18 protein-coding genes are annotated in these 16,891 nt (G+C 45.1%); 16 read left to right on the forward strand and 2 right to left on the reverse strand.

Translation table 11 applies throughout. The features are described 5' to 3' along the window. Positions 1 to 24: 24 nt before the first annotated feature. The 3 genes from ACXAD8_RS03465 to pyrF are packed head-to-tail and all read left to right on the forward strand — an operon-like array spanning position 25 to position 2,150. Complete coding sequence (locus ACXAD8_RS03465) at positions 25 to 285, forward strand: lipopolysaccharide assembly protein LapA domain-containing protein (protein WP_475224949.1); 261 nt, start codon at positions 25 to 27, stop codon at positions 283 to 285. After that, positions 285 to 1,457, forward strand: coding sequence for a lipopolysaccharide assembly protein LapB (gene lapB / locus ACXAD8_RS03470; protein WP_475224952.1), 1,173 nt, complete (start codon positions 285 to 287; stop codon positions 1,455 to 1,457). The genes ACXAD8_RS03465 and lapB overlap by 1 nt, the downstream gene beginning before the upstream one ends. Continuing rightward, complete coding sequence (gene pyrF / locus ACXAD8_RS03475; RefSeq protein ID WP_475224954.1) at positions 1,458 to 2,150, forward strand: orotidine-5'-phosphate decarboxylase; 693 nt, start codon at positions 1,458 to 1,460, stop codon at positions 2,148 to 2,150. A 110-nt stretch (positions 2,151 to 2,260) separates the two neighbouring features. On the opposite strand, the gene rne is transcribed toward pyrF, so the two are convergent. Beyond that, a complete protein-coding gene (gene rne / locus ACXAD8_RS03480; RefSeq protein ID WP_475224956.1) occupies positions 2,261 to 5,014 on the reverse strand; it encodes a ribonuclease E in 2,754 nt (917 codons plus the stop codon). Between the two features lie 427 nt (positions 5,015 to 5,441). On the opposite strand from rne, the gene rluC reads away from it, so the two are divergent. Continuing rightward, positions 5,442 to 6,395, forward strand: coding sequence for a 23S rRNA pseudouridine(955/2504/2580) synthase RluC (gene rluC, locus ACXAD8_RS03485; protein ID WP_475224958.1), 954 nt, complete (start codon positions 5,442 to 5,444; stop codon positions 6,393 to 6,395). After that, positions 6,385 to 7,035 carry an HAD family hydrolase gene (locus tag ACXAD8_RS03490; RefSeq protein ID WP_475224961.1) on the forward strand — a complete coding sequence of 217 codons (651 nt, stop codon included), beginning with the start codon at positions 6,385 to 6,387 and terminating at the stop codon, positions 7,033 to 7,035. Before rluC ends, ACXAD8_RS03490 begins: the two co-directional genes overlap by 11 nt. Before the next feature lie 4 nt (positions 7,036 to 7,039). On the opposite strand, the gene ACXAD8_RS03495 is transcribed toward ACXAD8_RS03490, so the two are convergent. Then, a complete protein-coding gene (locus ACXAD8_RS03495; protein WP_475224963.1) occupies positions 7,040 to 7,669 on the reverse strand; it encodes a Maf family protein in 630 nt (209 codons plus the stop codon). A gap of 319 nt (positions 7,670 to 7,988) precedes the next feature. On the opposite strand from ACXAD8_RS03495, the gene yceD reads away from it, so the two are divergent. The 11 genes from yceD to ACXAD8_RS03550 all read left to right on the forward strand — a co-directional run bounded on the left by yceD (position 7,989) and on the right by ACXAD8_RS03550 (position 16,883). Beyond that, positions 7,989 to 8,516 carry a 23S rRNA accumulation protein YceD gene (yceD, locus tag ACXAD8_RS03500; RefSeq protein WP_475224966.1) on the forward strand — a complete coding sequence of 176 codons (528 nt, stop codon included), beginning with the start codon at positions 7,989 to 7,991 and terminating at the stop codon, positions 8,514 to 8,516. Between the two features lie 3 nt (positions 8,517 to 8,519). Next, positions 8,520 to 8,690 (forward strand): 50S ribosomal protein L32, encoded by a 171-nt coding sequence (gene rpmF, locus ACXAD8_RS03505; protein WP_229527373.1) that lies wholly within the window; start codon positions 8,520 to 8,522, stop codon positions 8,688 to 8,690. Positions 8,691 to 8,699: 9 nt separating this feature from the next. Further along, positions 8,700 to 9,728, forward strand: a complete 1,029-nt coding sequence (plsX, locus tag ACXAD8_RS03510; protein WP_475224968.1) for a phosphate acyltransferase PlsX — start codon at positions 8,700 to 8,702, stop codon at positions 9,726 to 9,728. Beyond that, positions 9,729 to 10,691 (forward strand): beta-ketoacyl-ACP synthase III, encoded by a 963-nt coding sequence (locus ACXAD8_RS03515; protein ID WP_475224971.1) that lies wholly within the window; start codon positions 9,729 to 9,731, stop codon positions 10,689 to 10,691. It begins immediately after the preceding gene. Between the two features lie 9 nt (positions 10,692 to 10,700). Further along, positions 10,701 to 11,624 carry an ACP S-malonyltransferase gene (gene fabD, locus ACXAD8_RS03520; protein WP_475224973.1) on the forward strand — a complete coding sequence of 308 codons (924 nt, stop codon included), beginning with the start codon at positions 10,701 to 10,703 and terminating at the stop codon, positions 11,622 to 11,624. 24 nt (positions 11,625 to 11,648) lie between these two features. Next, positions 11,649 to 12,386 carry a 3-oxoacyl-ACP reductase FabG gene (fabG, locus tag ACXAD8_RS03525; RefSeq protein WP_473021311.1) on the forward strand — a complete coding sequence of 246 codons (738 nt, stop codon included), beginning with the start codon at positions 11,649 to 11,651 and terminating at the stop codon, positions 12,384 to 12,386. Between the two features lie 166 nt (positions 12,387 to 12,552). Then, positions 12,553 to 12,789, forward strand: coding sequence for an acyl carrier protein (gene acpP, locus ACXAD8_RS03530; protein ID WP_229527368.1), 237 nt, complete (start codon positions 12,553 to 12,555; stop codon positions 12,787 to 12,789). 101 nt (positions 12,790 to 12,890) lie between these two features. Continuing rightward, on the forward strand, positions 12,891 to 14,129 hold the full coding sequence (gene fabF / locus ACXAD8_RS03535; RefSeq protein WP_475224977.1) for a beta-ketoacyl-ACP synthase II: 1,239 nt from the start codon (positions 12,891 to 12,893) through the stop codon (positions 14,127 to 14,129). A 51-nt stretch (positions 14,130 to 14,180) separates the two neighbouring features. Further along, positions 14,181 to 15,002 carry an aminodeoxychorismate lyase gene (gene pabC, locus ACXAD8_RS03540; protein ID WP_475224979.1) on the forward strand — a complete coding sequence of 274 codons (822 nt, stop codon included), beginning with the start codon at positions 14,181 to 14,183 and terminating at the stop codon, positions 15,000 to 15,002. Between the two features lie 5 nt (positions 15,003 to 15,007). Continuing rightward, positions 15,008 to 16,000, forward strand: a complete 993-nt coding sequence (gene mltG, locus ACXAD8_RS03545) for an endolytic transglycosylase MltG (RefSeq protein ID WP_475224982.1) — start codon at positions 15,008 to 15,010, stop codon at positions 15,998 to 16,000. Position 16,001: 1 nt separating this feature from the next. Next, complete coding sequence (locus tag ACXAD8_RS03550; protein WP_475224985.1) at positions 16,002 to 16,883, forward strand: AAA family ATPase; 882 nt, start codon at positions 16,002 to 16,004, stop codon at positions 16,881 to 16,883. The last annotated feature ends 8 nt before the right edge of the window (positions 16,884 to 16,891 follow it).

Consider the following 16,891-nt stretch of genomic DNA (forward strand, 5'->3'; position numbering starts at 1 on the left):
ACCTCTATTTTCAGGATTGAAATTGTGAAGGCGTTTCTTTATATCTCAATCTGTCTGCTAGGCCTGGTATTGGCCATCGTTTTGGGCTCACAGAACACACAGCTTACAGATTTCAATTTTCTTATCGCAAAACAGACGGTATCTGTGACAGCACTGATGTCAGCTTCTATCTTATTGGGGGCTTGTTTAGCATCGTTGTTCTGGATAATTTACGTCCTCAAGCTAAAGCTACAACTTCGTAGCCAAAATAAAAAATTCGTCAAATCTCTAGATAAGACAAGCTAATGCTGGAACTCCTCTTTCTTTTGCTGCCTGTTGCTGCCGGCTACGGTTGGGTAATGGGAAGAAATAGCGTCAGACAACAACAGCGCAATACCTCTAAGATTCTCACCAAACAATACTTTAAAGGGTTGAACTTCTTATTGTCAGATCAGCCGGATAAAGCGGTTGATACTCTGATAAAGATGGTGGACATCAATACCGGCAACTTTGAAACTCACATTGCTATGGGGAACTTTTTTCGACACCGGGGAGAGATTGATCGCGCAATCAAAGTACACCAAAACCTGGTGAACAAAAAAGAGGTATCAGGAAAGCTGCGAGAAAACGCCATGTATGAACTTGGCAGAGACTACCTGTTGGCTGGCTTTTTGGAACGAGCCGAAAATGCCTTTTTAAGCCTGATGGACTCCAAAGATTACTACCTGTTAGCTCATCAGCAACTATTTAATATTTACCAAACCACCAAAGAGTGGGACAGAGCCATAGAACTGGCTGAAAATATGGTCGAAAATCACGGTGATAGTGATGACCTCTCAAAACGCATCGCCCATTTTTATTGCGAACAGGCACAGATTGCCATTCACAAGGAAGAATACCTGCATGCCGAGAAATGGCTTCAACGTGCGGTTATGTCTGATGAACATAGTGTTCGGCCCTGGTTTTTGCTGGCAGATATAGAAAACAAGCAACAGAACTATGCGCAGGCTTTTGAATATCTCAGCCAAATTCCGCAACGGGATATTGACTGGGTAAGCGAAGCGATACCTGGACTGTGGCAGTGTACGGAAAAAACCGAGAACTGGCCGGCGCTAAAGAGTATTCTGGAGCAGCATTCCGATCAATGTGCCACCGCCTATCTAGCTTTGGTGTCTCTGTCGCAAAGAGAAACATCCTCTTCAGCTGCAGCACAATTATTGCTGGAAAAGATCAACAAAAGTCCTTCAATGAAGGGGTTTCATAAATTGCTCAGCTTATATGCTGGCGAAGAAACCGAAAACTCCGATACCAAAAACAGTTTGTTGCTGTTGAATAAATTAATTGAAAAGCAAATAGAACAACGCCCGAAATATCGCTGTAACGGTTGCGGTTTTTCCGGGAAGAAGATTCATTGGTTGTGTCCTTCCTGTAAAACCTGGGGAGAGATGAAACCAATAAAAGGTTTAGATGGTGAATAAATGCAAGATAGTAAAGTTATAGTTGCACTGGATTACAACGATAAAAATCGCGCCCTTGAGTTTGTTGATCAGGTAACACCTGAAGCCTGCAAACTTAAAGTGGGCAAAGAGATGTTTACTTTGTTTGGCCCTGAGTTTGTTAAAGAACTGGTTGGCAGAGGTTTTGATGTGTTTCTGGATCTCAAGTTCCATGACATTCCCAATACCGTTGCCAAAGCCTGTGCCGCTGCAGCAGAGCTTGGAGTGTGGATGGTTAATGTTCATGCCTCTGGCGGCAGCAAGATGATGCAGGCAGCTAATGAAGCCCTGAGTGCCTATAGCAATCGACCAAAGTTGATTGCTGTGACGGTGTTGACCAGTATGGACGCTGAACAGTTACAAGGCATAGGTATAACAACCTCGATTCAGGCCCATGTTGAGCATCTGGCGGCATTAACTAAACAATCAGGGCTGGATGGTGTTGTTTGCTCAGCGATGGAAGCCAAGAGCCTGAAAGCGCAGTTGGGCAAAGACTTTCTGTTAGTAACACCAGGTATCAGGCCGACAGGCAGTGCAGCTGGAGATCAATCTCGCATCGTCACGCCAGAGCAGGCGGTGGCAGATGGGGTTGATTACATGGTTATTGGCAGACCTATCACCCAATCAGAAAACCCGTTACAGACATTACAACAGATAAATCAAAGCATCGCATAGGTTTGATGCTGACATAAAGAAGTCCTCTTTATGTCAACGTATTTCAGGACGGGTCAAACCGATCAAAAAAGCCCTGCATTTGCAGGGCTTTTTTATTTCCTTGTGTATCGTTACAAAGATACAGGCTTAGTGGTTGGTGCTGAAGAGCGATTGCTGGCACTTAGCAATGCGGCACTTTTACCACTGATGCGCACGTCTGGTCTGGATGCCATATCCCGAGCGACGATTTCTATTTCGCCAATGCTCTCTTGCAATTCAGCCGGTCGAGTCATCGGAGAAGAAGCTTTAAACACCAGTACTTTCGAAGGTTTAGTTGCCACCTTTGCTGACTTAGCTTCGCTTTCTGCCACTGCTTTTTCAGGCTCTTGTTTATCGGAAGTTGGTTCTTCATGGTGAAAATCCATATCCAATAAATGTTGCTGAGCATCAGTTGCGCTTTCAACGGTCTCTTTTGGCTCTTCAGCGGAGTCTGTGTTCGCAACTTCATTTCCAACAACTGCTGACTCTGCAGTTACATCCAGGCTTAACTGCTGTTTAGTCTCTTCCTGAGTCTCTTCAGTTACCTTTGGCTCAGCAAGCTGTTCAGTTTTGGGTTGCTTGCTAACCGGCTTCTCAGTTGGCTTAGCTTGAGCTTTTGCCACAGGGGCTTTTTCCGCTTTCTGCTCAGTTGTTACATTTTCTGTAATTTGAGGCTGCTTTACTGGTTCCTGCACATTGTCTTTCGCGACAGCCTTTGTTTCAGGTTTAGCACGTTTTTCCGTTTGTGCGGCCTGTTCGTTCATCTGGGCTGTATTTGCTAATGCGGCTTCTTTTTGGGTGTTATCAACACGTACACTACGACGATTTTCACGTCGTTTACGGCGCTCAGCAACTTGTTTGCGCGGACGAGTACCTTCTTCGCGATTTACGTTATTACTACGTGCTTCGGTGTTGGTGTTAGCTGCTTCAGCATTGTTATTGTTTCTGACTCTTTCGCGTTTCCGCGGATTGCCCTGAGCGTCTTTATTTTGCTGACGAGGGGAGGAGTCTTTGTCTTTGCGCGCTTCACTACTACGACGGTTTCTGTCTCTGTCGTTGTTATTGCGCTGACGTCCTTGTTTTTTGTTGCGGTTGTTTTTGTTGTACTTGTTACCAGGCTTGTGCTTACTTTTGCCTTTTGCTGATTTGTCATCAGATTGGAAAAGGGCCGTTAGCCAGGCAAAGAACACCGCAAAGATACCAGGTTCTTTCTTCTCTGCTACTACAGGTGCCGGGGCCGCAGCTTTAGGCGCTATAAATCCAGACAGAGCAGGTTGTTCTTTCTTGGGTTGTTCGCTGCTGGTACCCACAGACACAGCTGGAGTGGTATCTACCGGTTCACTTACCAGTTTAAAGCTCAGCTCATCAGTGGCTTCATCCTTACGGAAACGAATAACTTCGTAATGAGGTGTTTCCATATTGGAATTAGGAATGATCAGCAAGGATACGTTATGACGTTTCTCTATATACTGAATGGCTTTGCGCTTTTCATTCAACAGATAGGTGGCAACATCTACCGGAACCTGAGCGTGTACTTGATGGGTATTTTCTTTGATGCCTTCTTCTTCTAATAAACGAAGAATTGACAGGGCTAAAGATTCAGTACTTCTGATAGTGCCTTGGCCGACACAACGTGGACAAACGTGATTTGCAGACTCACCCAATGAAGGACGCAATCTTTGACGAGACATTTCTAACAGACCAAATTTAGAAATTCGTCCAATTTGAACTCGTGCTCTGTCGTTTTCCACTGCCTTGTTCATGCGATTTTCAACTTCACGTTGGTGTTTAACTGGTGTCATATCGATAAAGTCGATTACCACCAGACCACCAAGATCTCGCAGCCTTAACTGACGAGCAATTTCGTCAGCCGCTTCAAGGTTTGTATTCAACGCGGTTTCTTCGATATCTCCGCCTTTTGTGGCGCGGGCAGAGTTAATATCGATAGAAGTTAATGCTTCGGTTGGGTCTATAACGATAGAACCACCAGAAGGCAATCTGACTTCACGCTGAAAAGCGGATTCAATCTGGCTTTCAATCTGGAAGTGATTGAACAATGGTACATCGCTGTTGTAGCGCTTGACCCGATTTGCAAAATCAGGGCGAACCAGTTTAATGTGCTCTAACGCCTGATCGTAAACTTTTGAATGGTCGATTAGAATCTCACCCACATCACGACGCAAGTAGTCGCGAATGGCGCGAACAATAACGTTGCTTTCCTGATGGATTAAAAATGGAGCAGGGCGCGAATCAGCAGCTTCTTCAATGGCTTTCCAATGAGTCAGCAACACGTTCAAATCCCACTCTAATTCTTCGTAAGACTTCCCAACACCGGCAGTACGTACAATCAGCCCCATGCCCTTGGGCAGGCTAAGACGATTTAAGGCGTCTTTCAGTTCTGTGCGTTCGTCGCCTTCGATTCGGCGAGAGATGCCACCGGCACGCGGGTTGTTCGGCATTAGCACCAGGTAACTACCTGCTAAGCTTAGAAAGGTTGTTAAAGCTGCACCTTTCTGGCCGCGTTCTTCTTTATCGATCTGGACAATAACTTCCTGACCTTCAGACACAACATCTTTAATGTTGGGACGACCTTCGATTTTATATCCGTTGGGGAAGTAGCTTTTAGCAATTTCTTTTAGCGGAAGGAATCCGTGGCGCTCAGCTCCGTAATCTACGAAGGCGGCTTCAAGGCTGGGTTCGACACGAGTAATCGTGCCTTTGTATATATTGGCTTTTTTCTGTTCGTGACCAGGGCTTTCGATATCAAGATCGTAAAGCTTTTGGCCGTCAACCAGCGCAACACGCATCTCTTCAGACTGCGTAGCGTTAATTAACATTCTTTTCATATTGTGACTCAAATAATGTATATACGTCACAATACAAACGGGGATATATCCAAATATGCCCTAACTAGCGATAGGCACGCAAAGCCTCCCGACTTAACATACTAGCAGTGTGTAATTTGTCTAAATTGTCTTACTTTCGTTTATTCCGCGCCTTTTTAGCGCGCAATCAAAATTCTTCCCACGTTTGCATTGTAACAGGTGATTAATCAATTTTGTTGGGCTTAATCCGGTTGCAATCTACATGAAACGTTACTCTCTTCATGGTTGCTGTAGGGTATTCTCTATTACGCCGGAGTATTACCACATAATCCTGTTTTACGCTTTAATGCAAGCGTAGTTAGATTATGGCATTAATCTTGAAACAGTAGCAAGAAAATAACGAATAACTGGTGTGAATTTATAGAAAATCTGTAAAATTGCGCTCGCTATGAAGAATCTGACATTTGATAAAGTACAAATATTAACCATTGAGCCTGATTATGAAGGCCAACGTGTTGATAATTTTCTGAAAAACATACTCAAGGGCGTGCCCAAAAGTATGATTTATCGGATATTGCGCAAAGGCGAAGTGCGCGTTAATAAAAAAAGGGTAAAGCCTGAATATAAACTGTGCCCAGGTGATGAATTAAGAGTTCCCCCTATTCGTGTTTCTGAAGAAAAGGAGGGGCCTTCCGCGAAGCTGTCTTCCGTACAGAATTTGGAATCCTTAATCATTCATGAAGATAAAAAGCTTATTGTCTTAAACAAGCCTCATGGAATGGCTGTGCACGGTGGTAGTGGTCAAAGTTTTGGGGTAATTGAAGCCCTGAGAAGTCTCAGGCCGGATGAGCGTTATATGGAGCTGGTACACCGCCTGGACCGCGATACATCTGGGTGCTTACTGATAGCAAAACGCCGTTCAGTTCTGCGTAGCCTGCATGAACAGCTAAGAGAAAAGACGACAGTTAAAAAGTACTTTGCGCTTGTGGACGGCGACTGGCCTGAACATCGCAACAAAGTAAAAGCGCCGCTACACAAAAATGTTTTGCAGTCTGGAGAGCGGGTTGTCAAAGTTTCTGACCAGGGTAAACCGTCCGAGACTCGATACAATGTCGTGGAACGATTCGGAAACGCTACTTTGGTGGAGGCAATTCCAGTAACCGGGCGTACCCATCAGATAAGGGTACACTGCTTACACGCCGGTCATCCGATATTAATGGATGATAAGTACTGTACTCAGGAACGAAATGATGAGGCTAAGCGCGGTGGCCTGAGTAGAATGTTTCTACATGCTCACCAGATATCTTTTGCTGACCATGAGTCAGGTGAACGACAAGTTTATTCTGCGCCACTCACGGATGAATTAAAAGCGTATTTAAAAGGAATCAAAAATGCTGGATAAATATAAGGTTGTTATTTTTGATTGGGACGGCACTGTGATGGATAGCATTGCCCATATAGTGCATTGTGTGCAGCAGGCGGCAATTGACAACGCCTTACCTGTTCCAGATGAAGCCAGCGCCAGAAATATCATTGGGCTGAGCTTGCCCGAGGCATTTGTAACTTTGTTTGGTAATGACAAGGAGACTGAGTTTGAACGGTTTCGGGATAACTACAAAAACCAGTACATCAAAAACGATGATATTACATTGCCCTTATTTGATTACGTTCCTGAATTGTTAGAGGAACTGAAAGCAAGAGATATTAAGTTGGCTGTGGCAACGGGCAAAGGCAGAAGAGGGCTGGAAAACGCCTTCCAGCGTTCCGGATTGGGGAAATTCTTCACTTATAGTCGTACATCGGATGAAGCAGCCAGTAAGCCTGCTCCTGATATGCTTTTGCAAATCAGCCGTTTTTACAATGTTGCTTCAGAAGAGTGCCTGATGGTGGGGGACAGTATTCACGATATGAACATGGCCAGGAATGCCAATATGGATCGCATTGGTGTCACGTTTGGTGCCCACCGCAGAGAAAAACTTCAGGAAGCAGAGCCGAAAGCTATTATTGATTGCTACAGCACTGCGATTGGCTGGTTGAACTAAAAGTTCACTGGCCATTTTTTGAAATGTGCTCAAACAGATCCACATTGAATTCCATCATCAGCTCCTGAAAAGCCAATAGAGGCATACCCACCAAGGCATTGATATCTCGTCCGGCTAACTCGTTGAACAGCAATATTCCGGCCCCTTCGCTTTTAAATGCACCGGCACAATCCAGCGGTGATTCGGCATCAACATAGCGTATTATCTGCTGTTCAGTTAATGTTTTGAAAGCGACCCGATATTTTTCCACCTTTGATTTGATGGTGCCATTGCCGTGACAAACCGCAATGCCAGTTAAAAATACCACTTCTTGTGCTGAAAAGGCTTTCAGCTGTGCAATGGCTTTTTCTCGGGTGTGGGGTTTACCCAATATATTATTGTTATGCAACGCAACCTGATCTACGCCAATAATAAAGTGTTCAGTATTTTGAATTTCTGTATGGGTTTTTAATATATGTAGAGCCTTTTCCCGGGCCAAACGCAAAACCAACGTTTCGGCTGTTTCATCGGGCAACGGAGACTCATCAATATCTGGCGAGGATATTGCAAATGGTATTCCGAGTTTCGCCAGCACGGATTGCTTGTAACGGGAGCCTGAAGCCAGAGTTAAGTGAAGGGCGTTCGCGCTATTCATAGGTAAGCCGTTCCTTGTGTTATTGCTATTTTAGTTTTGCAGTTTACCAGAATGGATTGTGACATTATAACAATAATGGTTAGAGGTTTTGGGTGAAACCAAAATAGAGCTTATCTTAGCACCTGTTTGTTAATCACTTACTCCTAACCAAAAAACGGACCGTAGTTATATTTATGTTGAAAAGTGATTGCAGGAGTGGGTTAAGAGCCCTATAAAAAACATAAGACCGATAGCTGCTTTATTTTTTAGCTACATTTCCTTTAAATTAATACACTAAGTCTTTGACTATTGGGTTATAAATCTATAATATGCGCGCGCTATGTCCAATGTCCGTCTTCCAAAACAGGTTGAGCCACACAAGTGCGCTATGAAACGTTCCGATTATCGGGGTGTCATGGCTACTGGTGATATGCTCAGACTGAAAGAAGCGGTGATTGAAATTCTGGACGATGTAGCTGTTGAGCTAAGGTTTGAAATAGACGCGCAGGGTCTTACCTTTTTTCACGGCAACATGCAGACCAAAGTTTCATTGGAATGCCAAAGGTGTAACAAGCCTTTTGAATATCCGATTGATCTGCCATTTTGCTATACGCCAATAAGCGAAGGCCAATCAGTCGAAGATATTCCGGAAGCTTATGATCCGGTAGAGCTCAATGAGCATGGAGAAATCAATATACTGGAACTGTTTGAAGATGAATTAATTTTGTCTTTACCATTGGTAGCAATGCATGACGAAAAAGATTGCAGTGTAACCGATGACCAAATGAGTTTTGGTGAAATTGAACCGGAAACTGAGCAACCAAACCCGTTCGCGGTGTTAAAAGAACTTAAGCGGAACCAGGAGTAGATTATGGCGGTACAACAGAATCGTAAGACTCGTTCCAAGCGTGGTATGCGTCGTTCACATGATGCATTAAGCGGTGCGACTTTGTCTATTGATGCTACATCAGGTGAGACTCACCGTCGTCACCACGTGACTGCAGATGGCTTTTACAAAGGTAAAAAAGTCGTCGAAAAGTAAGGTATCAGTTTGACTGATATTCGACTAGCAGTCGATGTAATGGGGGGCGATAATGGCCCCTCTATTACTTTGCCTGCCGCTATTCGGGCTTGCCAGAATTACGCCCACCTATACCTCAATCTTTTTGGACCAGAATCGCTAATCCGGCCATACTTATACGGATTACCAAGCGAAGTAAAACAACGCATATCTATAACCGATGTGTCTTCCCTCGTTAGTATGGAAGAGGCACCTACGTCTGCACTTCGTTATAAACAAGATTCCACCATGGGAATGGCATTGCAATCTGTTAAATCCGGAGATTCCGATGCCTGTGTCAGTGCGGGCAATACCGGTGCATTATTGGCTTTATCCTTATATTTTTTAAAACCGCTGGACGGTGTTAAACGTCCTGCGCTGATTTCTTCGATCCCCGGCAATAACAAAAAACGCGTATATCTGCTGGATCTCGGGGCCAATGTTACCCAGGATGCCAACGCCCTATATCAATTTGCGGTGATGGGATCCGTGATGGCTGAAACCGTAGAAGGTGTCACACGGCCGAAAGTGGCATTAATAAATGTTGGTGTCGAACAAAATAAAGGTAACGCCATTGTCAAAGATGCGAATAAAATGCTGCTGGCAAACAAAGACATTAATTATGTTGGTTATGTAGAAGGCGATGCTCTGTTTAACGCCAGTGTTGATGTGATAGTTACCGATGGATTTGTTGGCAATATTGTATTGAAGGCCTCCGAAGGTCTGGCAAAATTTATAGCCAAAGAAGGTAAAAAAGCAGCAAACAAAAATATCTGGACTAAAATGCTGTCATTTATTGCTCGTCCGATATTAAAAAAGGTCTATTACAGGGTGAACCCCGACCAGTATAACGGTGCCAGTTTGATAGGATTGCGCGGCATTGTAGTAAAGAGTCATGGCAATGCCTCTGAAGACGCGTTTATGTATGCAATTCAGGAAGCTATGAAAGAAGTCGAAAGACAGGTACCCGACAAAATTCAGAGCAAGATTAACCATGCTCTCGTGAATAAGGCAGAATAAATGTACTCAAGAATTATAGGCACCGGAAGTTACTATCCCAGTGAAGTAAGATCCAATAGTGACCTGGAAAAAATGGTTGATACAACGGATGAATGGATTACCGACCGAACGGGTATAAAAGAGCGTCGTATCATAGGTAAAGATGAAACCGTTTCTACTATGGGTGTTGAAGCATCCAAAAAAGCATTGGAAATGGCGGATATTGATCCTGAGTCTATCGATTTAATCGTTTGTGGTACTACCACAGCACCCAATTCATTCCCCAGCGCCGCATGTGAAATCCAGGCGGGTCTGGGCATCAAGGCCACTATGGGCGCCTTCGACGTGGCTGCCGCCTGTTCTGGCTTTTGTTATTCATTAAGTGTTGCCGATCAATATATTCGCACTGGCATGTGTAAGCGCGTGTTAGTGGTGGGTACCGATTGTCTATCGACATTGGTGGACCCTAATGATCGCTCCATGATCATTTTATTTGGTGACGGCGCTGGTGCCGTTATTATTGAAGCCAGCGAAGAGCCCGGAATTTTGTCCAGTCACTTGCATGCGTCTGGTAAACAGGGCGACTTGCTTTACGCTTCATTGCCAACCCGTGGTGATGCTGCGTCGGTCAATTCCTCTTGGGGTTTCATGAAAGGCAACGCTGTTTTCAAAGTTGCTGTTACCAAACTCAGCGAAGTAGTAGACAAAACGCTGGAAGCCAACAATATGGATAAATCAGACCTGGACTGGCTGGTGCCACATCAGGCAAATTTCCGCATTATTAAAGCCACCGCAGATAAGCTCAATATGTCGATGGACCAGGTGGTTCTGACCTTGCCGCATTACGGTAACACCTCCGCAGCCACAGTTCCGACGGCGCTGGATACAGCTATACGAGACGGACGCATAAAACGCGGTCAAAACTTATTATTGGAAGCTTTTGGTGCTGGATTCACCTGGGCTTCGTTACTGATCAAATACTAAGGTTAAACTATGTCTAAAACTGCTTTTGTCTTCCCTGGTCAGGGATCGCAATCCGTTGGGATGTTAAATGAACTGGTTGCTGCTTCTGATGTGATTAAAGCAACTTTTGCCGAGGCCTCAGATGCACTGGGTTACGATTTATGGCAATTAATTGAACAAGGGCCTGCAGAACAACTAAATCAGACTGATAAAACGCAGCCTGCCTTGTTGGCAAGCAGCGTCGCAATCTGGCGTCATTATCTGGCGCAAAACGGTGCAAAGCCCGCCGTTATGGCCGGTCATAGTCTGGGTGAATATTCCGCTTTAACCTGCGCCGGTGTTTTACAATTTGCTGATGCCCTGAAATTAGTTAAAGCCCGTGGCGAATATATGCAACAAGCAGTCCCCTCAGGTACCGGAGCGATGTTTGCTATTATCGGTTTAGACGACGCCAAAATCGTCGAAATTTGTGCCGCTGAAGCCAAAGGCGAGGTTGTTTCAGCAGTGAACTTCAACAGCCCGGGACAGGTTGTTATTGCTGGAAACGCCGATGCAGTTAAGCGCGCTGGTGATGCCTGTAAAGCGGCCGGTGCCAAACGCGCCTTACCATTACCGGTAAGTGTACCTTCCCATTGTGCATTGATGGAACCGGCGGCAATCAAACTCAAAGAACAGTTAGATACGCTAACTTTATCTGCCCCGCAGATCCCGGTTATCAATAATGTTGATGTCACGGCGGAAACAGCGGCAGACGCGATTAAAAATGCTTTGGTGCGTCAGTTATACAGCCCAGTCCGTTGGACTGAAACCGTGCAAAAGATGGCAGCCGACGGCATTGAGCAACTAGTAGAAGTTGGGCCGGGCAAAGTGTTAACGGGTCTGACAAAACGCATAGACAAAAGCCTTTCCGGGAGTGCCATGAATACACCCGAATCGGTAACAGAATTTTTATAAAACTATCTAAGAGAGAAACACAAAATGGCAAACTTAGAAGGTAAAGTTTCGCTGGTAACCGGTGCCAGCCGAGGCATTGGTAAAGCCATTGCTGAAGCTTTGGTAGCGCAGGGCGCGACTGTTGTTGGTACCGCCACATCAGAAAAGGGCGCTGCTGCTATCAGTGAATACCTCGGCGAGAACGGTTCTGGTAAAGTGTTGGACGTTTCCAGCCAGGAGTCCATCGAAGCCTTACTTGCTGCAGTCAAAGAGCAATATGGTGATGTGGATATACTGGTAAATAACGCCGGTATCACCAAAGACAACCTGTTAATGCGTATGAAAGACGACGAGTGGCAGTCCATTCTGGATACTAACCTGACGTCGATTTTCCGCATGTCTAAGGCCGTTTTACGGCCAATGATGAAAAAGCGTGCTGGCAGAATCATCAATATTGGTTCTGTGGTAGGCAGTAGCGGTAATCCTGGTCAAACTAATTACTCAGCAGCTAAGGCGGGCTTAATTGGTTTCAGTAAATCCATGGCACGCGAGATTGCATCTCGAGGTATCACTGTAAACGTGGTATCTCCGGGTTTCATTGACACCGATATGACCAAGGTATTAACCGATGACCAGAAAGCCGGGATTATGAAAGATGTGCCAATGGAGCGTCTGGGTAAACCTGAGGAAATCGCAGCAACTGTTGCTTTCCTGGCATCTGATGGTGCGGCTTATATTACTGGTGAAACCATTCATGTGAATGGTGGGATGTTCATGGTTTAAGCGACTTTGTAAAAAATTTCGCAAATGCTTTATGAATAAATATTAAATGTGCTAAATTTGTGGTTAGACCAGCCAAAAAACCCATGGTCATGCTTGCATGGTTGGGATTTGAAGCATAGACTAACCGCAATTTTACAACTTGCTAAAAGTTAGGATAACTAAAAATATGAGTATTGAAGATCGCGTAACTAAGATTATCGTTGAGCAACTGGGCGTTAAAGAAGAAGAAGTTAAACCAGAAGCTTCATTCGTAGATGACCTGGGCGCTGATTCACTGGACACAGTTGAGTTGGTTATGGCTTTGGAAGAGGAATTCGACACTGAAATCCCTGATGAAGAAGCTGAGAAAATCACTACTGTTCAATCAGCTATTGACTACATCAACGCAAACAAAGACGCGTAAGAGTCACAGTTGAATATAAAACGGCTCTATTGGGCCGTTTTTTTGTATCTGTATGAAAATATTTTTAAATACACTATCCAGTTTCTCCAGCGGAGGCCTATATGTCTAAAAGACGTGTTGTCGTTACTGGTCTTGGTATCCTGTCTCCACTTGGCAACGATGTTGCAACTACCTGGTCTAATGTGTTGGCCGGTAAGAGTGGAATAGGTGAAATTACCCGCTTTGATGTGTCTGAATTCAGTACACGCTTTGCAGGCGAGGTAAAAGACTTTGACGTAGAATCTTATATTCCTAAAAAAGAAACCAAAAAAATGGATTTGTTTATCCAGTATGGCATAGCCGCGGGTAAACAAGCATTGGCGGATTCTGGCCTGGTTATTACCGATGACAATGCTTCGCGTGTTGGCGTAGCAATTGGTTCAGGTATTGGCGGCTTAGGTTTGATCGAAGAAAATCACACTAAGCTAACCAATTCCGGTCCCAGAAGAATTTCACCATTTTTTGTGCCTTCTACTATCACCAACATGATTTCAGGCTTCCTGTCTATCATGGAAGGTCTGAAAGGACCAAATCTGAATATCGTAACTGCCTGTACCACTGGTGTGCATAACATCGGTATTGCTGCGCGTACGATTGCCTACGGTGACGCCGACGCTATGGTTGCCGGTGGTGCCGAAGCCGCTATCACGCCATTAGGCATGGGGGGCTTTGCTGCAGCCAGAGCACTGTCTTCTCGTAACGATGACCCGCAGGCAGCCAGTCGTCCATGGGACGCTGACCGCGATGGTTTTGTTATGGGCGAGGGCGCAGGTGTCGTAGTGCTTGAAGAGTATGAAAGTGCTAAAGCTCGTGGCGCAGAAATTTATGCTGAACTGGTTGGTTTTGGCATGAGTGGCGACGCTTATCACATGACTTCTCCGCCGGAGAACGGTGAAGGTGGTGCGGCGGCTATGCAAAATGCGCTTAATGATGCCGGTGTTTCCCCAGATGTTGTGGGTTATATCAATGCGCATGGTACCTCGACTCCCGCGGGGGATGTGGCCGAAGTAGCAGGCATTAAGTCGATTTTTGGTGAACATGCTAAAAAGCTGTTGGTCAGCTCTACTAAGTCGATGACTGGTCACCTGTTAGGGGCGGCTGGTTCAGTAGAAACTATTTTCACCATTTTAGCGCTGCGCGACAAAATGGCTCCGCCTACTATGAACCTGACCACGCCTGGAGAAGGTTGTGATCTTAATTTTGTAGCCGGTAAAGCTAAAGGCTTTGAACAAGAGTACGCCCTGTGTAACTCCTTTGGTTTTGGTGGCACAAACGGCTCTGTCTTGTTAAAACGTATTTAATAGTCAGCCAAAAACTGTCACAATAAAAGCCTGTTTATACAGGCTTTTTTTATGCATATTAGTTTTGACTACCCCTTTGAATCCAGAGCCGCCAGTTATGGTGATGGGTGTTTTACAACGGCAGCTATTGAGTCAGGCAATATAGAGTTGTTGGAACTGCACCTGCTTAGACTTAAATCCGGTTGCCACAAATTGCAAATTCCGGTTTCAGAGCAGCAGTTTCTCCTGTTAAAAGAGCGCCTTCAGGAAAACGTTAAAACGATTCAATCTGGTATCGCCAAAGTGCTGATTTCGGCTGGAGACGGTGGTCGAGGCTATGCGCGTGGCAGTGATATTACTGCCAAATGTTATATTAAAATAACCGAAGGACAGCCAGATTATAAGCCCTGGCAAGAACAGGGGGTGGTATTGTCTGTCGCCAAAAATCGTCTAGGCAAACAGCCCGCGCTCGCTGGTTTAAAACACCTGAATCGTTTAGAGCAAAGCCTGATAAAGTTGGAGCAAAATGATGCCCAGGATATGTTGGTTTTGGATACAGACGACAAAATTGTGGAGGTTACCGCTGGTAATGTGTTTTGGCGTGCTCACAATCGGTGGTTTACGCCTGCGTTAGATTACTCAGGTGTTACAGGTGTTATGCGTAACTTTTTAATGGGTTGTTTTCAGAGTAATCATCAGCCCGTTACCCAAATCAGGGCCTCTGTCAGTAGCTTACAGCATGCTTCTGATATGCTGATATGTAACAGTTTAATGCGGGTGGTCCCCGTTAAGGAAATTGAGTTGCAGGGCGGGAATAAAGTCCATTTCAACAATCAGGCTGTGGTCAAACTACAGGCGGAATTGCGCCAACAAATAATGATAAAAGGGAATTAAGCTCAGTGAACAAACGCAGTATTTTTATCCTACTGACGGGGCTGAGTGCGTTACTCAGTATCTGGCTTATTTACAGGGCGTTTTATGCGGTGATCAAGCAACCTGTAATGGTGGAGCAGGAACAAACTCTGGATGTGGTCCGGGGGCAAAGCCTGACCGGCTTAGTCGCAGACCTCAGTAACGATAATCTGATAGAAAATTCGCTACTGTTAAAACTCCATATTCGCTTGATGGCTGATGAGTATCCCATCAAGCAAGGGCATTACAGCCTGATGCCGGGAACCAGCCTGCAACAGTTGCTGGCGGATATCTCCAACGGAAAAGAGAAAACCTACCGTATTACTATGGTTGAAGGGCTAACCTGGCAGCAATGGCGCGCCGAATTAGCACAACGAGCTTTTATCAAAATGGATAAGTCTGATGCGGAACTTTTAGCTTTGCTGGATGAGCCCTGGGCTTCACTGGAGGGCTTGTTACTGCCGGAAACCTATGACGTACGGTATCAAACGCCGTTATCGGAACTGGTTTTGCGTATGCGCGCTAATATGCAGCAATATCTCAAAGAGCAATGGGCCAACAGGCAGGGTATGTTACCGTTAAACTCCCCCTATGAAGCGCTGATTTTGGCTTCCATTATCGAAAAGGAAACCGGCGTTGCAGAGGAACGTCCGCGCATCGCCGGGGTGTTTGTTAATCGTCTGCGCGACAATATGCGCTTGCAAACTGACCCAACTGTGATTTATGGGTTGGGTGATAGTTTTGATGGCAATCTGACTCGCGCACATTTGCGTCAGAGTACGCCATTCAATACCTATGTAATAAAGGGGCTGCCACCCACACCGATTGCTATGGCCAGTAAAGAAGCAATTTTTGCGGCACTAAACCCGATGATGACAGACGAATATTATTTTGTATCTAAAGGTGATGGTAGCCATCAGTTTTCAGAAACCCTGCAACAGCACAACGCGGCCGTCAGAAAGTATCAATTAGGTTTATAAGATGATTTACCCCTGGTTTGAAAAACAATTTCACGGCTTAATGTCCCGTGCCAAAGAGCAAAAATTACATCACGGACTGCTATTCATTGGCAGTCGCGGCACCGGGAAGTCAGAACTATTACAACAGATGGCTCACCACCTTTTATGCAGCGCTAAAAGTGCCTGTGGCCAGTGCCAGTCATGTAAACTGTATGCCGCAGGTAACCACCCGGATCTAATTCTGACACCTTATGAGAAAACCATTGGTGTAGACGTCATTCGCGATGGTATTACTCGTCTTAACCAAACCTCTCATCTTGGCCTGGACAAGGTGTTAATTATCGAAAACGCCCACAAAATGACGGTGGCAGCGTCCAATGCCTTGTTAAAAACACTGGAAGAACCCACCAGTAAAACCTTTATCCTGATGTCAGCCACCAGTGCCAATGAGTTACTACCCACCATTTTAAGCCGGTGTGAAAAACAATTGGTGCAAATCAACGAAAAAGCGGTGGTGGAAAACTGGTTAAAAACCCAGGATGCGCAGCCTGACCCATTATTGCTGGAATTGTATTGGTCACGTCCTTTGCTCATTCATACCATTCTTAAGGACGAGAGTTTGACAGAGTGTTTCGACTGGCTGAAAAACCTGCAAAAAATGACGGCCACAACGGCAATCCCAGCGAAGCTCTTAGAGGAGCATCAACTGTTACTGGACTGGTTGGCCTATAAACTCAATGAGGTAAAACGCTCTGACATTTCAGACGAGATTAAATTGCGTGTCTACGATATGCATTGCGAACTCTTGTCTGCCCGAAAAACTCTGAATATGCAGGGCGTAAACAAAACCCTTATCATCGAAAAAATGTTACAATCTTGGCGTCAATTTTCGACCTTATTGTAATCAGTTTA

It is taken from the genome of Planctobacterium sp. AWH2_060 (genome assembly GCF_056158425.1).